Raw genomic sequence first — 15,735 nt, 5'->3', positions numbered from 1 at the left:
CAACCCGTCCCTGCCACGGCAGATCAGCCACCCGGCGCATGTAGTGGCTGTGGACGCGTCCGGTTCGGCAGCCGCAGGAGGGACAGCACGATTCTGTCGCCTTCGGCCGGGCTACAAGCACCACCTTGTCGGCCTGTGGGAGAATTTGGACAATCGAAAGCTCGGGCGAGACCAGCGAGCGGAAGGCATGGAGCACGGGCGAATCACCGGCGTCGACTGCGATTCCGACTCTATGGACTCATTCGCACCGCCCGTGAATCCCGGCACCTGCACCAAATATGCGGAAGATCCCCAGATCGTCGCGCTACACCGACATGAAGCTCAAGGAGCAGCTCTGGCAAGGACCGACACGGCCGACATCGGGTTGGGCCGCTACAAGCCCGACGACCAACCTCCTCACATTCCTGAAGAGCCTCTGATAATGCCGACCCAAAAGCCACAAATCGCCCGCATTCTTTGGCCTCCCGGTCGCCACTTGGAATAATCCGGCACTCGGAGTTATGCAGTATTCCGAGTTCGGAATTAGCGGCACACGTTTGCGGTGCGCGCGCTGCAAGGCATTCCGGCGGATCGAAGCCGAAGCGGCGCGCATATGGCGGCTCTTGCGACCTACATGGGCCACGTCAACATCTATGCCACCTACTGGTAACTGGAGGCCACCGCCGACCTCATGCGCGACGTCGCCGCGGCCGGTGAAGGGTTCCTCACCGAAGGGAGGCAATCATGCCGCCGATTGCTCCCCTCATCGAAGTGTTTCTCGATGAGACGCTCGCCAGCCAGCGGGGCGTCAGTCGGCGGCGCGACTCCTATGCCCTGAGCTTCCAGTTGCTCGTTGGTCAGATAGACCTGGTAGGTCCGAATGTCCTCGCGCCCGAGCAGGTCCAGCGACTTGCCGAAATAGCGACCGAACAGCGATACCTGCTGCAGATACGAGAGTTGGGTGTTGAGCGCGAGGTTGCGCACCTGCATGTCCTCGCTTATGCGCTGGCGAAGGTGAGTCATGACAAGCTCCTTTGTCCGATGGAATGGGCTGCAAGCAGCCACCCCATGCTCGCGCAGTTGGAGCTCCTTTGCATGTATGTCCGGTGCCGCGAACGACGCGATCAGGACTGCGCCGTCGGTGCATATCCTCCTTGCCGCTCCGCGACGCGGAGCGGGTTAGTCCAATGCAGGTAACGGACGACGCCCATTACCTGCCGCCACCTGCCAGGGCCTGGCCCGCGCCCAGGCCGAGCGGCATCCTGAGCTGCTGCTGCCGGTCCCATACTTGCACGTGGTCTTCACCGTCCCGCCCAGATCGCTGAGATCGCCTTCCAGATCAAGGACGTTGGTCTATGCGATCCTGTTCAATGCCGCATCCGAAGCCTAGAGGATGGCGGCGGCCGATCCCGGGCATCGCGGAGAACGCTTGGCACGCGTTTTCGGTGCGCCAGACATATTGATCAATATGCGTGTGAGAAATACAGGATCGGTATAGCCGATATGGCATTTAATCGGCTATCGAAGTAGTAGGCTTTGGTTGCAGCGTATCTTCGGCCAGGCAGCGATTAGCGCGACCGATCGCCATCCGCCGAGAATTTACCAAGCGCTCGAAGGACCTCGGCGAGAGGTTCGAGCAGATGTGATGGGATATACTCGTCTACAAGGCCGTCCTCCAGTAGCGCGCGAGCAAGCGGAATGTTTCGCATCACGGGCACAGCGGTAGCGATCGCAGCGTCGATCATTCGCTGCGCCGTGAGATCGGTGCCAATTGCGCTGATCATGGGCAAGGAAGTTTGCCGCCCATCATAGTAAACTGCCACAGCAACATGCGTGGGGTTGGTGATCAAAACGGTCGCGCGGCGCGTTTGGTCGACCATTGCCTTGTTGAGCAACTCCATACGGAGTTGTTTCCGCTTCCGTATAATCTCGGGGTTGCCTACATTCTCTCTGAATTCTCGCAATACCTCATCCCTCGACATCATATTCTTCTTCACGAACAGCCAACGTTGCAATGCGAGGTCCGCGATTGTCACCGCTAGAAAAGTCATTGCCGTATAGATGGCGATACCGAGCAGCAAGCTACCTGTCGCCGCGCGTAGGCAGGATGTCCCGCAACTCGGCGTCCAGACCAGCGCTTGCATACCGTCGCGCAACACCAGCAACAGTACCAAGCCAACCATCAGAACCTTTATAATCGACTTGCCCAGCTCAATAGCATTTCTCAGCGAAATGATGTTTTTGATGTTCTGACTGGGACTAAGTTTCTTCAGCGACGGCGCGACGGCCCTGGGCGCGAACATCGGGCCATTCTGTACGATGTTGGCGCCCACGCCGATAACCAAAACTATGCCGATGAAGACCGCGAGAATACTTTGTAGTTCGGCAATATAGGACTTCCCAAGCTTTTGAGTGGCACTCAGCACGTCACCTTCAAGAAGCGGCAGAGGCAGCAGAATCATTGCTTCGAGCCGGTTTATCATTGAAGTCAAGGAGGCGAAGAACAGAGCGAAAAATGCGACGATCAGTGCCGCGGAGACAACTTCCTTGCTGTGCGCGACCTGCCCCTGTTTGCGTAGATCGCGCAGCCGTTTGGGAGTAGGCTTTTCGGTCTTTGGGCCGCTCATGACAACCAATTGGTGATGAGGTTAAATATCGCAGCCGGTGACGGTACGTGCTTGTTGGCCTCTGCCAGAACGATCGTGAGCGAAAGAACTAAGAGCAGGATGCCCACCGCGCTCTTAACCGGCATGGCGAGAAAGAAGACCTGCAGTTGTGGCGCGAAGCGGCTGATCAGTGCCAGACCCATTTCGCCGAGGAACATGGCAACAATGGCTGGACCGGCGAGAATCAACGTCAGCAGCATGACGACATCTGCGAGATGCAGGATCCCCGGGACAAATGCCGGACCGAATGCAGGTTGCAAGCTCCATAGAGGCCAGACAACATGCGAGCGATAGAGCGCTTCGATCAGCGTGGAGAAATAGCCGGTAACGAACAGCCATGTGACAAAGAGCTGGGCGAGCAGGGTTCCGAGCGGCGAAATCTCATTGCCGCTCGCGGGGTTCAAGAGGCTCATCATCGCGGCGCCCCTTTGGTTGTCAATGAAAGTGCCCGCCGCCTCAACACCCCAGATGGTCGCGGCAATTGGCATTCCGAGTACGAGCCCTAGCAAGAGTTCCTTCAGCCCCAGGCCAAGGATCATCGTCACATGCAAGCTATCAAGGTTTGCTGGCCTAGTTGCCCAAGCATGCGCCATTATGGGGAGGCTCCATGCCATGATTGCGCCGTTGCGCGCTAGTCCTGTCACAACGCCGCGCCCCAGAATGGGTATGATCAGCATCATGCCTGTCGTACGCGCCATGGCAAGCGCAAGCACGATGAGGGCGCTCTGCAAGAGAGATGGATCAAGTGGCGACATGGAGCATCAGGCGAAATGGTTGAGAGTCGTTGCGATCGCTCTGGTACTTGCTGCGCAGTGGTCATAGGCCGAAGGAGTATATTGTTGCACCCGTGAAATCATATCGCGCCGATCTTGTCGAAAATATTGAGGGTATATCGGTACAGCTCTCCACTGAGCCAGCTCGCGGTCGCCACCAAAACTAGGCTCACGCATATCAATTTCACCGCGAACGGAAGTGTCTGCTCTTGAACCTGAGTCAGGGCCTGCACCACACTGACGACCAGCCCTACTGCTGTAGCGACGACGATCGTAGGCGCCGACAGAACCAGCGTCAGTTTCAGGGCGTCGATGGCAATGTTGGCGAGAGTGGTGCTATTCATCACGTTGGTCCGGCATAGGACAGGACGAGACCGTGAATCAGGCGCTGCCATCCGTTCACGGCGACGAACAAGAACAGCTTGAACGGCAGGGATATCGCCATCGGCGAAACCATCATCATACCCATCGCCAGAAGGATATTCGAAATGAGGAGGTCGATGATGATGAAAGGGAGGAACAGAAGGAAACCTATCTTGAACGCGTCCGCCAGCTCGGATGTAATGAATGCTGGGATCAAAATCATAAAGTCGTTTTCGGTTACCGAATCGGCGTCCGCTTCGCTCCACAATTCCCGTGTGGTTGCGGTGAAGAAATGTCGTTCTTGCTGCGACGTGTTCTTCAAGATGAACTTGCGAAATGGCTCTGTGGCGAGTGGTAACGTTTCGCTGAGCTCGTGAAAATTTTCGAATACAATCGCCTTCTGGCGCACTGCTTCATAGGCGTTCTTAGCCGCTGGCTGCATAATATATACGGAAAGCAGGATGGCGACTGCATTCAGGGCTATGTTCGGCGGAATGTTTTGAACGCCGAGGGCATTGCGGATCAACCCGAACACGACCACCAACTTGACGTACGATGTGACAGTGACCGCGAGGAAGGGAACGATGGCCATGGCGCCGATCAGGGCGATCAGGGCGACCGGATCAGGCAACCCGCTGTTCATCACTCGGCTCGTTCTAGGCGCACATCCAGGATACGCACACCTGTCCGATCGGCGATGCGCACCAACTCGCCGGCCGCGACCGTCTGGCGATTAACTCGCAAAGTGATGTTGGTGGTGGCGTCGAAGCCAAGATCCAGTACTTGGCCGACAGCGAGCTCACGAAGCTGTTTGAGCGACATGGTGAGGCGTCCGACATCCACATCGACCGGGAGGTCGATGCCGTCCAATGTTTCCGGAGGAAGAGAATCTGGTCTATCCATTATGCGATCCACCGCTGAAAGGACTGTAAGGCGACCGTCCATGATCGAGGCGCGAAATCGTGAACTGCCTGAGAACCAAAGTAGAACGCTCATCGCGCCCTCACAGGCGATGGGTGAGACCTCGAGCAGGATGACGTCGCCCTGGGTCAGTGCCTGTAGTTCCGCCAAGGAAAGGCTCACCCGAGCGACTATCAGGTCGAGAGAGATGGCAAGGTCGTCGGTCACTGCGCACATGACCGGCAGCGCACCGCAGCAGCCGGCGATCAATTCGAGGCCACCGGCATCGAATTCTACCAACCCGAGGAGTTTGTCCGGACGGTCCGGGCGAACAAGCCTAATCGCATGAGGAAACGTCCCCGCAATCTCAGACGAAGACCAGATGGGCCGCTGACCGCACCATCGTTCCATCTGAATCCCGACATCGCGTAGGACGACGTCGAACAAGATTTCCCGTAAGGCGTCATCCATTGGAAGCGTCGTGATGTCTGGCCAGTGTCTCACCGCTATCGGCGGAAGGAGCATCGAGTCGATCGCCATGCGGATATTGTGGCCGTGCAGGCGTATCATGACCCGGCGATATTCCACCGGAAGATCCGGCAGTTTCGAACCGGCCATGACGGCTGCCACATCGACCCCAGCGAGACTGAAAACAGCCGGCAGGCGGGTAGCAAGAAGCGAAATGGCGGCCGCCTCTCGTGGACTATAGCAAGGGAGATCGATCACGAGCCCTTCTCGGCCAAATAGTGAAGAACCCCCTCCGGCCCGCGAGAGTCCCCATCGTTGCCCTGTTCCTCCGCGGAGCAGCGGGCACCTACCATCACCACGACCCGAATGCCGAGTCGATTCGACAAATCGCGCGCAAACGCATGGCCCTGGAACTGCTGCATTAGCCAAAGGCGCTCGGATTCGATGAATATTTGCACGGTATCGTGTCGGTAACTGATCGTCAGGCGCGAACCGCCGAGCAGTCCCCCGTGGAGCAGGATCTGCACCGTGCCGTCGCCGACATTGTTTCGGCGGAGCGAGATTCGATCAGCTATTGCCGTCGCCAATTGCGCGAGTTTGGCTGAGAGTGGCGCCGTCCCCTGCTCGGCCGCGTCCGGAATCTCTGGAGATGTTTTCACGATGGCGCTGCCCAGCAAGGGGGCACCGGGGAAGTAGAGCATGTTTTGACCAGTAGGCGCCTCGCTGCTGTGTTCTGCCGACTCAAGCTCGCGGTTGCCGAGACCCTTGCCTTGTGCGTTGTCGTATGACTTGCAACCATTGAAATTTGTCTCGTTGAGCATCTGCGAGAACCGCTCGATGTCGCCAAGCTGAGTGGACCATGGGGAAGAAGCTATCCCTGGGGGATGGGTGGAACTCTCATTCCGCCTAACGGCCAACATCGAGGCATCCCTCGCTAGTGCACGCCCTCGCATCAGGTCGACGCTCAACGATTCCGACCACTGGCGAACTGCTTAACCCAATAGACATAGGCTTGAAGAACCTCCTTGGGGCCATTTACGGTGTCGGCAAGGGTGCCTAGGAGAAGACCGGGTTCCGACACTCTCTTTGCATGCCACTAGGCCTAGTGAAATCATTCAGTCACAGCGACACTTGTCCCGAAATCACCCCACTCGCCGGGAAGGGGCGACCGCTGCTCATCGAGCTGTCGTTCTAAATTCTGCTCAACGCGGGTCCGACGCAAATACCGTGTCGATATTGCATCATCTGTCACAGCTATGAACGAGCTCCGAACTGCTGCGGTTCATGGACCCGACATGGGTGTTTGACGGACCTGGCGAGTGCGAATGCGAGAAGGAAATTCAGCTGCGATCTATGCTGGAGTTTGGGTGACGAGGCTGATCAGCGGCGCTCTGCGGCTTCGCTATGAGGTTAGGCAAATGATGTTGTCCTTTTAAATCGTCGCCACGTCATGGCCGCGGCCATGACCCAGCTTGAGGACCATGAGCCTGCGGGTTTGCATGAGCCTGCGGGTTTGGAAGATAGCAGCCGGTCCGGCGGCGTTTCCACCCGTTTCACCACGCTTTCGCCAACAGGTCACTGCACGACAACGCTGGCTCGGCGGGTATTCCAGTTGCGCCAGTCCTCGGCCCCTTGCACCCCGCTCCGATCGAGCATTCCGCCGTGCTCGGGCCGATCAAGGCCAAGCCTTGCAGCGGGCGCGTAAAATGCTGCTAGGCTTGACTGCTTCAGGTACGATTCAACCCCATTCTAGTAAGTTTATATATGTAAGGGATATGACTATATAGCGATTGCGTATTTCTCGCACACTCACTGAATCGATATTCGTCTGCCGCACCGGAAATTAATGAGCGCTGTCCGCGGGGACCCGTCGGGTAGATGGCACACCGCCCAGATGTAGCTTCGATGAAGCAGGCAATTCAGTGACGAGGGAAACGTGATTTATGCAGCCTCGCATCACCTTGCAACAGAATCGCGAGTCGGTTCGCGGGACAGCGCGTACGTCGGCATATGCAGTGCGCTGGCGCTGACAATCCAGAAAAATGTTGGTTGGGCGGATGCTCAAGCGAATCCTCGTCGTTCATACGGAGCCAAAAGGAATGTCTGACGCGATAGAGGCATTGGGGACGGCTTCTTTGCGTCTCGGCTCTGAAACTTCGGCAACCGAGGTCCCGACGCCAGTGGGCTCATGGCACGGTGAGGCTGTTCGCCTCGAGAGGCCCACACATGGGACGCTCTTGGAGCAGGCAAAGGAAGAGCTCACATTCACGTTTTCTGAGACGATGGAGTCGACGGGGCACGCCGAGCACAAATTCGAGGAAGAACGTGTAGCGCTGCCGCACAGCGTGATCGACGAGCTTGATGCCTATCTCGAACGGCTCCCGTTTTTTGACCGTGCCGAGTTGCAAGCGCTATTGCACGACATCCGCAGCGGCGATTGTGCCGCGGAAGACATACTGCGCCAAGCTGGCCAGCGGTTCGCAGACCCCTCTTTTGCCTATGCGGCACTCGACCTAGCGGCGAGAGAGTTGCGACGTGAGGGTCTCGACGAGCTTGCGGCACGGACGGATGCTGGCAGAGCCCACCTCATAGCTACGCAAGGGATGGCTGTTCGTGCCGGGCTCAATATTTCCATGGTGGCATCTGAGGAAGCTCGAGGTGACAAGAAGGGCGCTGCAGAGCTGAGTGATTTCTATCGAGCCACGATCTCCAGCAATCCAGGACCGGTTCAGCTTTATAGGGGAATTCTCGAGAGGTTTGGGATTGGGGGCTTTCCTCGGCACATCAATTTTCTTACCCGCGCGCTCGGCCAGGACATCGGTTCGGCTGGCCCATCAATCGAGCCTGCTCGGCTCCGTGAGATCCTCGGCGGATTGTCGGCGTTGCGAGTGCTGGACACTGTGCACGAATGCTGCGGGGAGATGGTCGAGTGGATCGGGCGACAAAGTAAGATAGTCATCACCGCTACCGAGGTGATGCAGGAATTATTGCCGCTCGTTGAGGATATCGTTCCTCATCCGTCGAAGGTCATTCCAATCCCGGAACGGCTCGGAATTCCTGCCGTTCAACTGGATGTGCAGATTTCGCTGCTGCGCGAATCACGAAAATTGCTCGCGATGATTCCGGTCGGAGTCTACAGCGACTTGGAGGCACGAAGAAGCACGTTGGAGGCAGTGCAGCAAGCGATGGACATCCGCATTGGACAGGAAGAGAGCGCATGAGCGCGGAGGCTGCTGCTCAGGCCTTTTGCTCGACGATGGGACTTCCTCCGCAGCCTCTTCCATTGACTCTGAGTTTGGAGCGTTCGGGCAATCTCCACATGGAAAGTCGCGAAGGCTCTTTCATAATGTACTTAACGCGTGCCATGCCGCTTCACCGCAAGGGGGCTGCCGCCGCCGCTCTCGGAGCCGTGCACCCGGATCGTGCGCTACCGTTCATGGTGCACGTCGCCTTCTACGGCGAAGCGCTGCTGGTCCTGCTGATTCGTATGACTGAGGAGGGCATTGATCTGCCAACTCTGGAAACCGCGGCGCAGATACTCGTACGGCTCGTCGGTGAAATTGATGCGGCACTGGAGTGACCATGAGCAGCATCGCTTCTGAAAGCTTAACTTTTTTAGCTCAATCCCCCGCTGGATTGGCGGAACCGCGGCAATTCGAACCGGGCGCTGGTGGTCTTATCCGGACAGAACCTGTTGTACCGCTGCTGGGCGCTCGCGGCGCGCCGGTACCGGATACTCGGCCAGCTTTGCAATTCGATCTGCTATATGACGCCCCCTCCCTCGACGACCTGATGATCGCTGCTTTTGCTCCCCCGATCGTTGATCCCTCAATCCTCCAATTTGCGAACTACGCTGCGACGCTGGAGGCCACACACGTCCTGCTAGCCAATTTGGCGGCGCAAGCCGGGAATTCTGATCGCGCCGTCTTCCGCGACGCGCTCTCGGTCCTCGATCAGGCGCGATGTGACCGTCTTGTCTTCGACAACGCCTGCCGCGCTCTGATGCGAGGATAATCTGATGACGCAACCCCTGATGAGTCCCGACAAGCGCGATGCCCTATCGGTGCTTGCGTATTTCTATATGAAATATGACTGTCCTGACAATGCAGCCAAGCTGCTGGGCGCCCTCGATAGCCTCGACCCCGGAGCGCGCTGGGCACGACACGCACGCTGTCTGGCGCTGTTGCGTGCGGGAGACTACGAGGAAGCTATCGCTGAGGCGGGCCGCTCTCTAGCGCACCCCCTGGATGGTGAGGGGCGAATCCGATTGTTACAGGTGCGGGTCAAGGCATATTGGAAACTAGGCCTCAGATCCGAGGCGAGAGCCTGTCGGCGAATGGTCGTAACTCTGCTTAAAGAGGTGAGAGTTCCGAGTGCTTCGCGTGGGAGAGCAGTGTGAATTTGCTCAAAAAGGTCCTGGCGGCTGCATCTGGCCGGAACGACATTATTTTGGCGGCGCTGTTGATTGCGATCATCTTTATGATGATTATTCCGCTGCCGTCGGTCGTCATGGACGTACTGCAGGCTGTCAACCTGGGAATCTCCGCGCTCTTGCTGATGGTCGCGGTCTACATCAAGTCACCCCTTGCATTCGTTTCCTTCCCGTCGGTGCTTTTGCTGACAACGCTCTTTCGCTTGTCGCTCGGCATCGCCGCGACACGCATGATCTTGCTGCACGCACACGCCGGCCAGATAATCAAGACTTTCGGCGACTTCGTGGTGGCAGGGAATCTCGTGGTCGGCGCGGTCACCTTCTTAATCATCACCATTGTGCAGTTCGTTGTCATTACGAAAGGATCCGAGCGCGTGGCTGAAGTCGCCGCACGCTTCTCCCTGGATGCAATGCCGGGCAAGCAAATGAGCATCGATGGCGACCTGCGCGCGGGTAGCATCGACATCCAGGAAGCACGCCGGCGCCGCACCGCCGTCGAGCGTGAGAGCCAATTGTACGGTGCCATGGATGGGGCCATGAAGTTCGTCAAAGGTGATGCCGTCGCGGGCTTGATTAGCATCGCCGTGAATATCATAGGCGGCATCGCGATTGGCACCCTACAAAAAGGCATGGGCTTGCACGAAGCTCTCGAAGTTTACGGCATCCTGACCATCGGGGACGGGCTCGTCGGTCAGATCCCGGCTCTCTTCACTTCAATCACGGCAGGCTTCATCGTCACAAGGGTAACCGATCAGGAAAAGGGCTCAGATCTCGGTAGTGAGATTGGAGACGAGGTCACAGCCCAGCCAAGAGCACTGATAGTGGGATCATTCATCCTCCTTCTGTTCTCTTTTGTGCCCGGCTTTCCTACGGTGATTTTCGTGGTTTTGGCAGGATTGGCGGGAGGCTGTGGCTGGTTGTTGCGGCACAATCGGCGGCCTTCGCCGCCAGCAGTGAGTCCTTACTCAATCGCCGGCATGAGCGCGCTCGGAACAGCGTCGGACGGGCCGGCTGAGCGAAGCAGCGGCGGCGATGCCATCACCGTCACGGTTCCTCTCATGGTCGACGTCGGTCCCGTCATTCAGAGAATCATTCGGTCAGACCGGCTGAACAAGGAATTGGCCGCTGTGCGGCAGGCGCTCCTGCTGGATCTCGGCGTTCCCTTTCCAGGCATTCATCTACGCCTCAACGATAGTTACGTGGATGGCGCATACACCATCATGGTAAACGAAATTCCATGCGGCAAAGGACAATTACGGGCGCAGCATCTCCTGGCTCGTGATATCGAGGACCTCGATATGGTTGGCATCCCATACATGCTCGATGAACCCTTCCTGCCTCAGATCGAGACCGCCTGGGTGGACATGGCACATCGCGAGTCGTTGCAAGCCGCCGGCATCTCATTTCTGGAACCGGTTCAGATCCTCGGTTACCACATTGGTCACGTGCTGCGACGGCAAGCAGATGAGTTTATCGGGATCCAGGAAACAAAGAATCTGATGAGTCACATGGAAGGATCGTTCCCGGAGCTCGCAAAGGAGGCACTGCGGTCCGTTCCCCTGCAGAGGATTTCTGAGATCTTTAAGAGGTTGGTGTCCGAGGAAGTGTCGCTGCGCAACATGCGCACCATCCTCACCGCCCTGGTCGAGTGGGGGCAGAAGGAAAAAGACAACGTTCTGCTCACCGAGCATGTGCGCTGTGCGCTGAAAAGGGAAATCTGTTTCCGACATTCTGATGGCAATGTATTGCCAGCCTACATTCTTGCGCCGGAAGCGGAAGACACTGTGCGTAATGCTATTCGGCAGACTTCCTCTGGCAGTTATCTGGCCCTCGACCCTCGTACCACACGGCAGATCCTCGACAACGTGCGAAAGGCGGTGGGCGATGTCGACCAGCAGCGGCACAAGCCCGTGCTGCTGACTTCCATAGATATCCGCCGATACTTGCGCAAGATCATCGAAGTCGATCTCCATGGGCTATCCGTGCTCTCCTATCAGGAGCTTACCCCCGATATCTCGGTCCAGCCGCTGGCGAGGATATCACTGTCGTGACAGATATGAGCATGGAACAAGTTGCTGTGGCTGGTGACGAAGCCAAGCTGACGCTTCGCGTGCTGTCCGGGCCGAACCGGGGTGCAGAGACTTCGCTGGAGGAAGGAGTTTGGCTGATCGGCGCCAGCGCCACCGATGACATCGCCTTCCCAGACCCGGAACTAGCTGCCTCACATCTTCGCATTGCCGTCGAGGCGGGACGCATCCAGATTATTGCTCTCGCACCAGGTGTACGCATCGACGGGAGGCAGCTCACGTCAGGCAGCTGGACGGTGCTCGATCCGCTCAGTCGGATACAGGTTGGGCGGACGGTTTTCGGGATCGGTCCGGCCGGGAGCAGCTTTCCCGAGTCCGCCCCCATGGTCGAGAGCGGGGACCTGGACACTTCCGGGTGTCTCTCCACCGGTTCCGAAGTAGCGTCGGCTTTGTTCGGCCGAAGGTTATGTCGCATGGCAGGCTCCACATCGCGTCCATTACGGCTCGGCGCCGTAGCTTGCGCTCTCCTGATCACTCCGGTCATCTGTTGGGCGACAAATGAGCGAGTTCCTCCGTCTGCCCGGGAAGTCGCTCCGACCCTCGACCCAATGAGGGCAGCGCGCGATATCATTCACAATCTGAACGTCGCACCCGATTTCAACGTCATCCTCGCGGATGACAAACTGATCATCGAAGGAGACTTACGACCTGAAGAGCAGAGTGGGGTAAAAGCCGCCCTACGCAATACTGGCCTTAACACGGAAGTGTTATTCAAACGGCCTGTGTCGGATTCGCAACTCATCAACCTTGTCACCACGGTCATCCGCAGCTTCGGAATCCGGGGCAACGTTCGGTTGAACGGCGCCGGAAAGATCACCGTCACAGGATATGGACCGAGCGATGCGAAGGTCGCAGAGGCGCTTCATCGCCTACGGCAGGATATTCCCGGTCTACGCGAAGTGAACGACGCGATCGCAACACCCGAGCGCGCTCGCGTCTTTCTGGAGACTGCGATGACGGTCCAACTGCGTGGGTCCGTTCACATCTTGACGAGGCCAAACGGCGTATTCGTTTCCGGGTGGCTAACCCCAATTGCTTTTGAAACGTGGCAGACTGTCGCTTCGCGCTTTCAGCAGAAGTTCGGGCCTTACATCCTGCTTGAGACGCAATTCACGCCAGTCACGTTGCCGGCGCCGAGAGGTGTAAACATCGGCCGAACGCCGTACGTCGTCATCGAGAATGGAACGCGCCTGAAGATCGGCGACAGTCTGGAAGCCTTGGGCGAGATCCTTGCCATTGATCGTGGCGGAATTTCTGTGCGCATCGGCGCGGATGAGGTGCATGTTCCCTATCCGAGCAAGCCGAGATGGATAGCAGAGGAGGGAGAACGGTGAGCGAGTTCCAGAGGCGGCTGCTAAGCGATTTCGACCCTGCAAAGAGATCTGCCCTAGAGAGGGAGTTCGATACCTGGCGGCAATGGTTGAAACGTGAAATGGACGCTGGCGTCCCTCGGTATACATTCGAATTGTTTGAATCAATTATGGAAGCAATAGATGCGGCGATGAATTCCATAAAGAATATCTAGAAGTTTCATATTGCTTAACTGTAACTATAATAGGAGATTAAGTTGTCTACTATACCTGACGCTGGCTTTAACCTCAACGCCGTCAACAGCGGCCTCGGCGCCGTAACTGTTTCAGCAGAAAGAAACCTCAGGAGCTTCATGGCCTCCATGGATCCGAACAACGCTGCCGATCTCATTAAGCTTCAGTCCCTAAGTCAGCAATGGAGCCTGAACCTGAATTTGCAGTCGAACATGGTCAAGCTGCTTTATGACGCGCTGAGGGGAGTGGTCCAGAAGATCAACTGAACATTCGGTTGGATTTCGGAGATTCTGCAGCACTCCGCCGGCGGGCGAGCCGTTTTCGACCCTACGCAATGGCGCCCCACGCACGATTCGTGGCGCAATGAAATGGATGCGAGCTGGATCAACGCCGTTCGCAGACTCGGACCGCTGATTCGCAGACTCGGACCGCTGATTCGCATCCTCGGCTCGTGATCGACCGACGCGGTCTGCTTCGGTCTCAGGGATTAGTATGAATATCTTATGGAGCCGGTTGTTCATTTGGCGAGCCAAGCCGGCACGCGCAAAGGGGCGCATCCCAAGAGAGTCGCGCTCTTCATGGGCGCATTGGCGGCACTCAAGACACGGATGTCATCTCTACAACTAGCAACTTAGAGCGCCAAGTTTCAGTTCTCGCAAGGTTATCGCATGCAACTACGCCACCTCCGCTACTTCGTCAGCATCGTCGATGCGGGCAGCTTCACCCGGGCAGCGGCTGCCATCCGTGTGGCGCAACCGGCCCTCAGCCAACAGATCGCTGAACTGGAAGCAGGTCTCGGCGTCACCCTATTGCACCGTAGCGTACGAGGCATTTCGCCGACCCAAGTGGGTAGGGTCTTCTATCAGGAGGCCGTCTTTGTCCTGCGTCGGATGGACCAGTTGCGCGACATTGTGCGCTCCACCGAGGGGGAGCCAGAAGGTTCGGTAGGGCTTGGCATGCCTTCGGCGCTCGCCGCCTCCCTCGTCAGTCCCTTAGTCCGCGCCTGCAGGGCGGCACTCCCGAAGGTGACTTTGCGCTTGGTTATCGGTGACTTTTCCCGCATTAGATCACTCATCGAATCGCATGCGCTCGACATTGGCACTGTTTTCGAGGATACACTCACCCTTGGCGTTGTCCGCAAGGCGCTGTTCCGTCAGCGCCTGTACCTGATCCGGCCGGACAACGGAGAAGATGTCGCGCCCTCCGTCTCCCTCGAAGAGTTGACGACACTTCCTCTTGTGCTGCCCGCACGGCCTCATACGACGCGCAACGCACTGGACCGGACGTTCGCAGCGGCCGGGGTGGCACCGAACTGCGTCGCAGAGGTTGACACGTGCGACTACGCGATCGCCTTGGTTAAAGCCGGCATCGGATGCGCGATTGTTCCCAAGGGGAATGTATCAGTGCTACCAGGCTGCGAAGGCATGAAGACCGTCGTCATCGATCCGCCGATTTATCTGACGGCATGCCTCATCTCGTCCGGCGACATGCCGCTCACATCCGCTGCTGAGGCGGTAAGCATCCTGATCGCCACGCAGCTGGAAAGGCTTTTTCAAAAGCGCTTCTTGCTGAAATAAAAGGAAGCCGCCTCAACGCCGACGCGCTCATGAAGCCAGCACGCGAGACCGCTTTCGGGCTGATCGCGCAGCCACAGCCAGGCAAGTTCAATGACGGTTCGCCGCGCTCGCGGATTGCCCGATCTCTGGATGCCTTGATCGCGGCTGACGTGCCGCTGCTCCAAGGGCTAGATGCAAGACCGGGATAACCGGCGACCTCACGCCGATTCTGGAAATCGCGGAAGAACACCTCGTTCGTACGCGATGCGCGTGGCCACGGCCTGTTCGGTCAGGCCCGGCATGACGATGGGCGGAGACGAGCGGTCGACCATGCCGGCCCGCCCTTCGGTCTTATAACGCTCGACCCAGCGCGCCACGATCTTCGCCGACACGCCATAGACGCGCGCCGCATGGGCTTTGGAAAAAGCGCCTTCTATCGCCGACAGCGCCATCTCCTCTCGACGCAGCGGCGTGAGACGGGCGTTGTTGTGGGTGTTCAATCTGACCCTCCGGTGGATGCTGAAGCCTGGTAACTCCAGTCTCCTCGGTCCAGTCCGAGTGGACAACCTCCCGAAAGCTCACAGCTAGGCCAGCGCGTTGCCGACCGGCGGGTGAACGCTTTGTATTGACGCAGGCCACCAGGCAAAATGGAATCGCATTGGCTCGGTAAACTGACGCCTTGGGCGGCGGGGCGGGAGTGACGATCGACGTTTGCTGTCGCTCGTCGCGGGGTGCAGGACCATCTGTGAGGCGAGACGGCGCATTGCGTCGTTGACGCTGATAGCAGCGTTGCTGCTGACAGACAGGTTGCGACTTTGGCTAGCCCGCATAGGCCCGGCAGCGACGGATGTGTTGCAGCGTTTCATTACCAACGCCACGGCAAGGTCACTTCCGCATTATCGGAACGGGCCGCCAGTTCGATCAGTCAGTGATCCTAATTTGCGTTGCCGGGCGGGCCTGCAATCTC

The 15,735-nt window shown here is 58.0% G+C and carries 14 protein-coding genes and 2 pseudogenes; 7 read left to right on the top strand and 9 right to left on the bottom strand.

The window, feature by feature from the left end:
• The 8 genes and pseudogenes from MESCI2_RS1000000138990 to MESCI2_RS0124580 all read right to left on the bottom strand — a co-directional run.
• On the bottom strand, positions 1–121 hold a 121-nt coding region (locus tag MESCI2_RS1000000138990), incomplete at its 3' end, for a transposase family protein (RefSeq protein WP_245270458.1).
• Between the two features lie 704 nt (positions 122–825).
• Positions 826–1,002: pseudogene (locus MESCI2_RS1000000137385) on the bottom strand (phage integrase N-terminal SAM-like domain-containing protein); the annotation flags it as partial.
• A 545-nt stretch (positions 1,003–1,547) separates the two neighbouring features.
• On the bottom strand, positions 1,548–2,606 hold the full coding sequence (locus tag MESCI2_RS0124605) for an EscU/YscU/HrcU family type III secretion system export apparatus switch protein (protein WP_027038845.1): 1,059 nt from the start codon (positions 2,604–2,606) through the stop codon (positions 1,548–1,550).
• Positions 2,603–3,400, bottom strand: a complete 798-nt coding sequence (gene sctT / locus MESCI2_RS01000000135450; protein WP_032901315.1) for a type III secretion system export apparatus subunit SctT — start codon at positions 3,398–3,400, stop codon at positions 2,603–2,605. The genes MESCI2_RS0124605 and sctT overlap by 4 nt, the downstream gene beginning before the upstream one ends.
• A 98-nt stretch (positions 3,401–3,498) precedes the next feature.
• A complete protein-coding gene (gene sctS / locus MESCI2_RS0124595; RefSeq protein ID WP_027038844.1) occupies positions 3,499–3,762 on the bottom strand; it encodes a type III secretion system export apparatus subunit SctS in 264 nt (87 codons plus the stop codon).
• Positions 3,762–4,424: a type III secretion system export apparatus subunit SctR gene (sctR, locus tag MESCI2_RS0124590; RefSeq protein ID WP_032901314.1), complete on the bottom strand. Its 663-nt coding sequence runs from the start codon at positions 4,422–4,424 to the stop codon at positions 3,762–3,764. Before sctR ends, sctS begins: the two co-directional genes overlap by 1 nt.
• Positions 4,424–5,407 (bottom strand): FliM/FliN family flagellar motor switch protein, encoded by a 984-nt coding sequence (locus MESCI2_RS0124585; protein WP_032901313.1) that lies wholly within the window; start codon positions 5,405–5,407, stop codon positions 4,424–4,426. Before MESCI2_RS0124585 ends, sctR begins: the two co-directional genes overlap by 1 nt.
• Positions 5,404–5,970 (bottom strand): hypothetical protein, encoded by a 567-nt coding sequence (locus MESCI2_RS0124580; RefSeq protein WP_027038841.1) that lies wholly within the window; start codon positions 5,968–5,970, stop codon positions 5,404–5,406. The genes MESCI2_RS0124585 and MESCI2_RS0124580 overlap by 4 nt, the downstream gene beginning before the upstream one ends.
• A 1,416-nt stretch (positions 5,971–7,386) precedes the next feature.
• On the opposite strand from MESCI2_RS0124580, the gene sctW reads away from it, so the two are divergent.
• The 7 genes from sctW to MESCI2_RS0124530 all read left to right on the top strand — a co-directional run bounded on the left by sctW (position 7,387) and on the right by MESCI2_RS0124530 (position 14,789).
• Positions 7,387–8,370, top strand: coding sequence for a type III secretion system gatekeeper subunit SctW (gene sctW / locus MESCI2_RS1000000136280; RefSeq protein WP_181056179.1), 984 nt, complete (start codon positions 7,387–7,389; stop codon positions 8,368–8,370).
• Positions 8,367–8,729: a hypothetical protein gene (locus MESCI2_RS0124570; protein WP_027038839.1), complete on the top strand. Its 363-nt coding sequence runs from the start codon at positions 8,367–8,369 to the stop codon at positions 8,727–8,729. Before sctW ends, MESCI2_RS0124570 begins: the two co-directional genes overlap by 4 nt.
• A 2-nt stretch (positions 8,730–8,731) precedes the next feature.
• Positions 8,732–9,163: a hypothetical protein gene (locus tag MESCI2_RS01000000135440; protein ID WP_032901312.1), complete on the top strand. Its 432-nt coding sequence runs from the start codon at positions 8,732–8,734 to the stop codon at positions 9,161–9,163.
• Positions 9,164–9,544: 381 nt separating this feature from the next.
• Entirely contained in the window at positions 9,545–11,632 is a 2,088-nt protein-coding gene (gene sctV / locus MESCI2_RS0124555; protein ID WP_050596669.1) for a type III secretion system export apparatus subunit SctV, read from the top strand.
• A gap of 5 nt (positions 11,633–11,637) precedes the next feature.
• Entirely contained in the window at positions 11,638–13,002 is a 1,365-nt protein-coding gene (sctD, locus tag MESCI2_RS0124550) for a type III secretion system inner membrane ring subunit SctD (RefSeq protein ID WP_032901311.1), read from the top strand.
• A gap of 233 nt (positions 13,003–13,235) precedes the next feature.
• Positions 13,236–13,478: an EscF/YscF/HrpA family type III secretion system needle major subunit gene (locus tag MESCI2_RS0124540; RefSeq protein ID WP_050596668.1), complete on the top strand. Its 243-nt coding sequence runs from the start codon at positions 13,236–13,238 to the stop codon at positions 13,476–13,478.
• A gap of 402 nt (positions 13,479–13,880) precedes the next feature.
• The gene (locus MESCI2_RS0124530) at positions 13,881–14,789 is read left to right on the top strand and encodes a LysR substrate-binding domain-containing protein (protein WP_027038832.1); all 909 of its coding nucleotides are present in this window, start codon (positions 13,881–13,883) and stop codon (positions 14,787–14,789) included.
• A gap of 242 nt (positions 14,790–15,031) precedes the next feature.
• Here MESCI2_RS0124530 and MESCI2_RS01000000135435 read toward each other — a convergent pair.
• A pseudogene (locus MESCI2_RS01000000135435) lies at positions 15,032–15,268 on the bottom strand (helix-turn-helix domain-containing protein); the annotation flags it as partial.
• Positions 15,269–15,735 lie beyond the last annotated feature (467 nt).

The sequence above is a fragment of the Mesorhizobium ciceri WSM4083 genome (assembly GCF_000519305.1).
GTDB classification, from domain to species: Bacteria; Pseudomonadota; Alphaproteobacteria; order Rhizobiales; family Rhizobiaceae; genus Mesorhizobium; species Mesorhizobium ciceri_B.
This window is presented reverse-complemented; position numbering and strand designations above follow the sequence as displayed.

Excerpts from the sequence above, each read along its gene's own strand:
- sctT (WP_032901315.1), bottom strand. The coding sequence starts at position 3,400 with ATGTCGCCACTTGATCCATCTCTCTTGCAGAGCGCCCTCATCGTGCTT.
- MESCI2_RS0124530 (WP_027038832.1), top strand. The coding sequence starts at position 13,881 with ATGCAACTACGCCACCTCCGCTACTTCGTCAGCATCGTCGATGCGGGC.
- MESCI2_RS0124580 (WP_027038841.1), bottom strand. The coding sequence starts at position 5,970 with ATGCTCAACGAGACAAATTTCAATGGTTGCAAGTCATACGACAACGCA.
- MESCI2_RS0124570 (WP_027038839.1), top strand. The coding sequence starts at position 8,367 with ATGAGCGCGGAGGCTGCTGCTCAGGCCTTTTGCTCGACGATGGGACTT.
- sctS (WP_027038844.1), bottom strand. The coding sequence starts at position 3,762 with ATGAATAGCACCACTCTCGCCAACATTGCCATCGACGCCCTGAAACTG.
- sctD (WP_032901311.1), top strand. The coding sequence starts at position 11,638 with ATGAGCATGGAACAAGTTGCTGTGGCTGGTGACGAAGCCAAGCTGACG.
- MESCI2_RS0124605 (WP_027038845.1), bottom strand. The coding sequence starts at position 2,606 with ATGAGCGGCCCAAAGACCGAAAAGCCTACTCCCAAACGGCTGCGCGAT.
- sctR (WP_032901314.1), bottom strand. The coding sequence starts at position 4,424 with ATGAACAGCGGGTTGCCTGATCCGGTCGCCCTGATCGCCCTGATCGGC.
- MESCI2_RS01000000135440 (WP_032901312.1), top strand. The coding sequence starts at position 8,732 with ATGAGCAGCATCGCTTCTGAAAGCTTAACTTTTTTAGCTCAATCCCCC.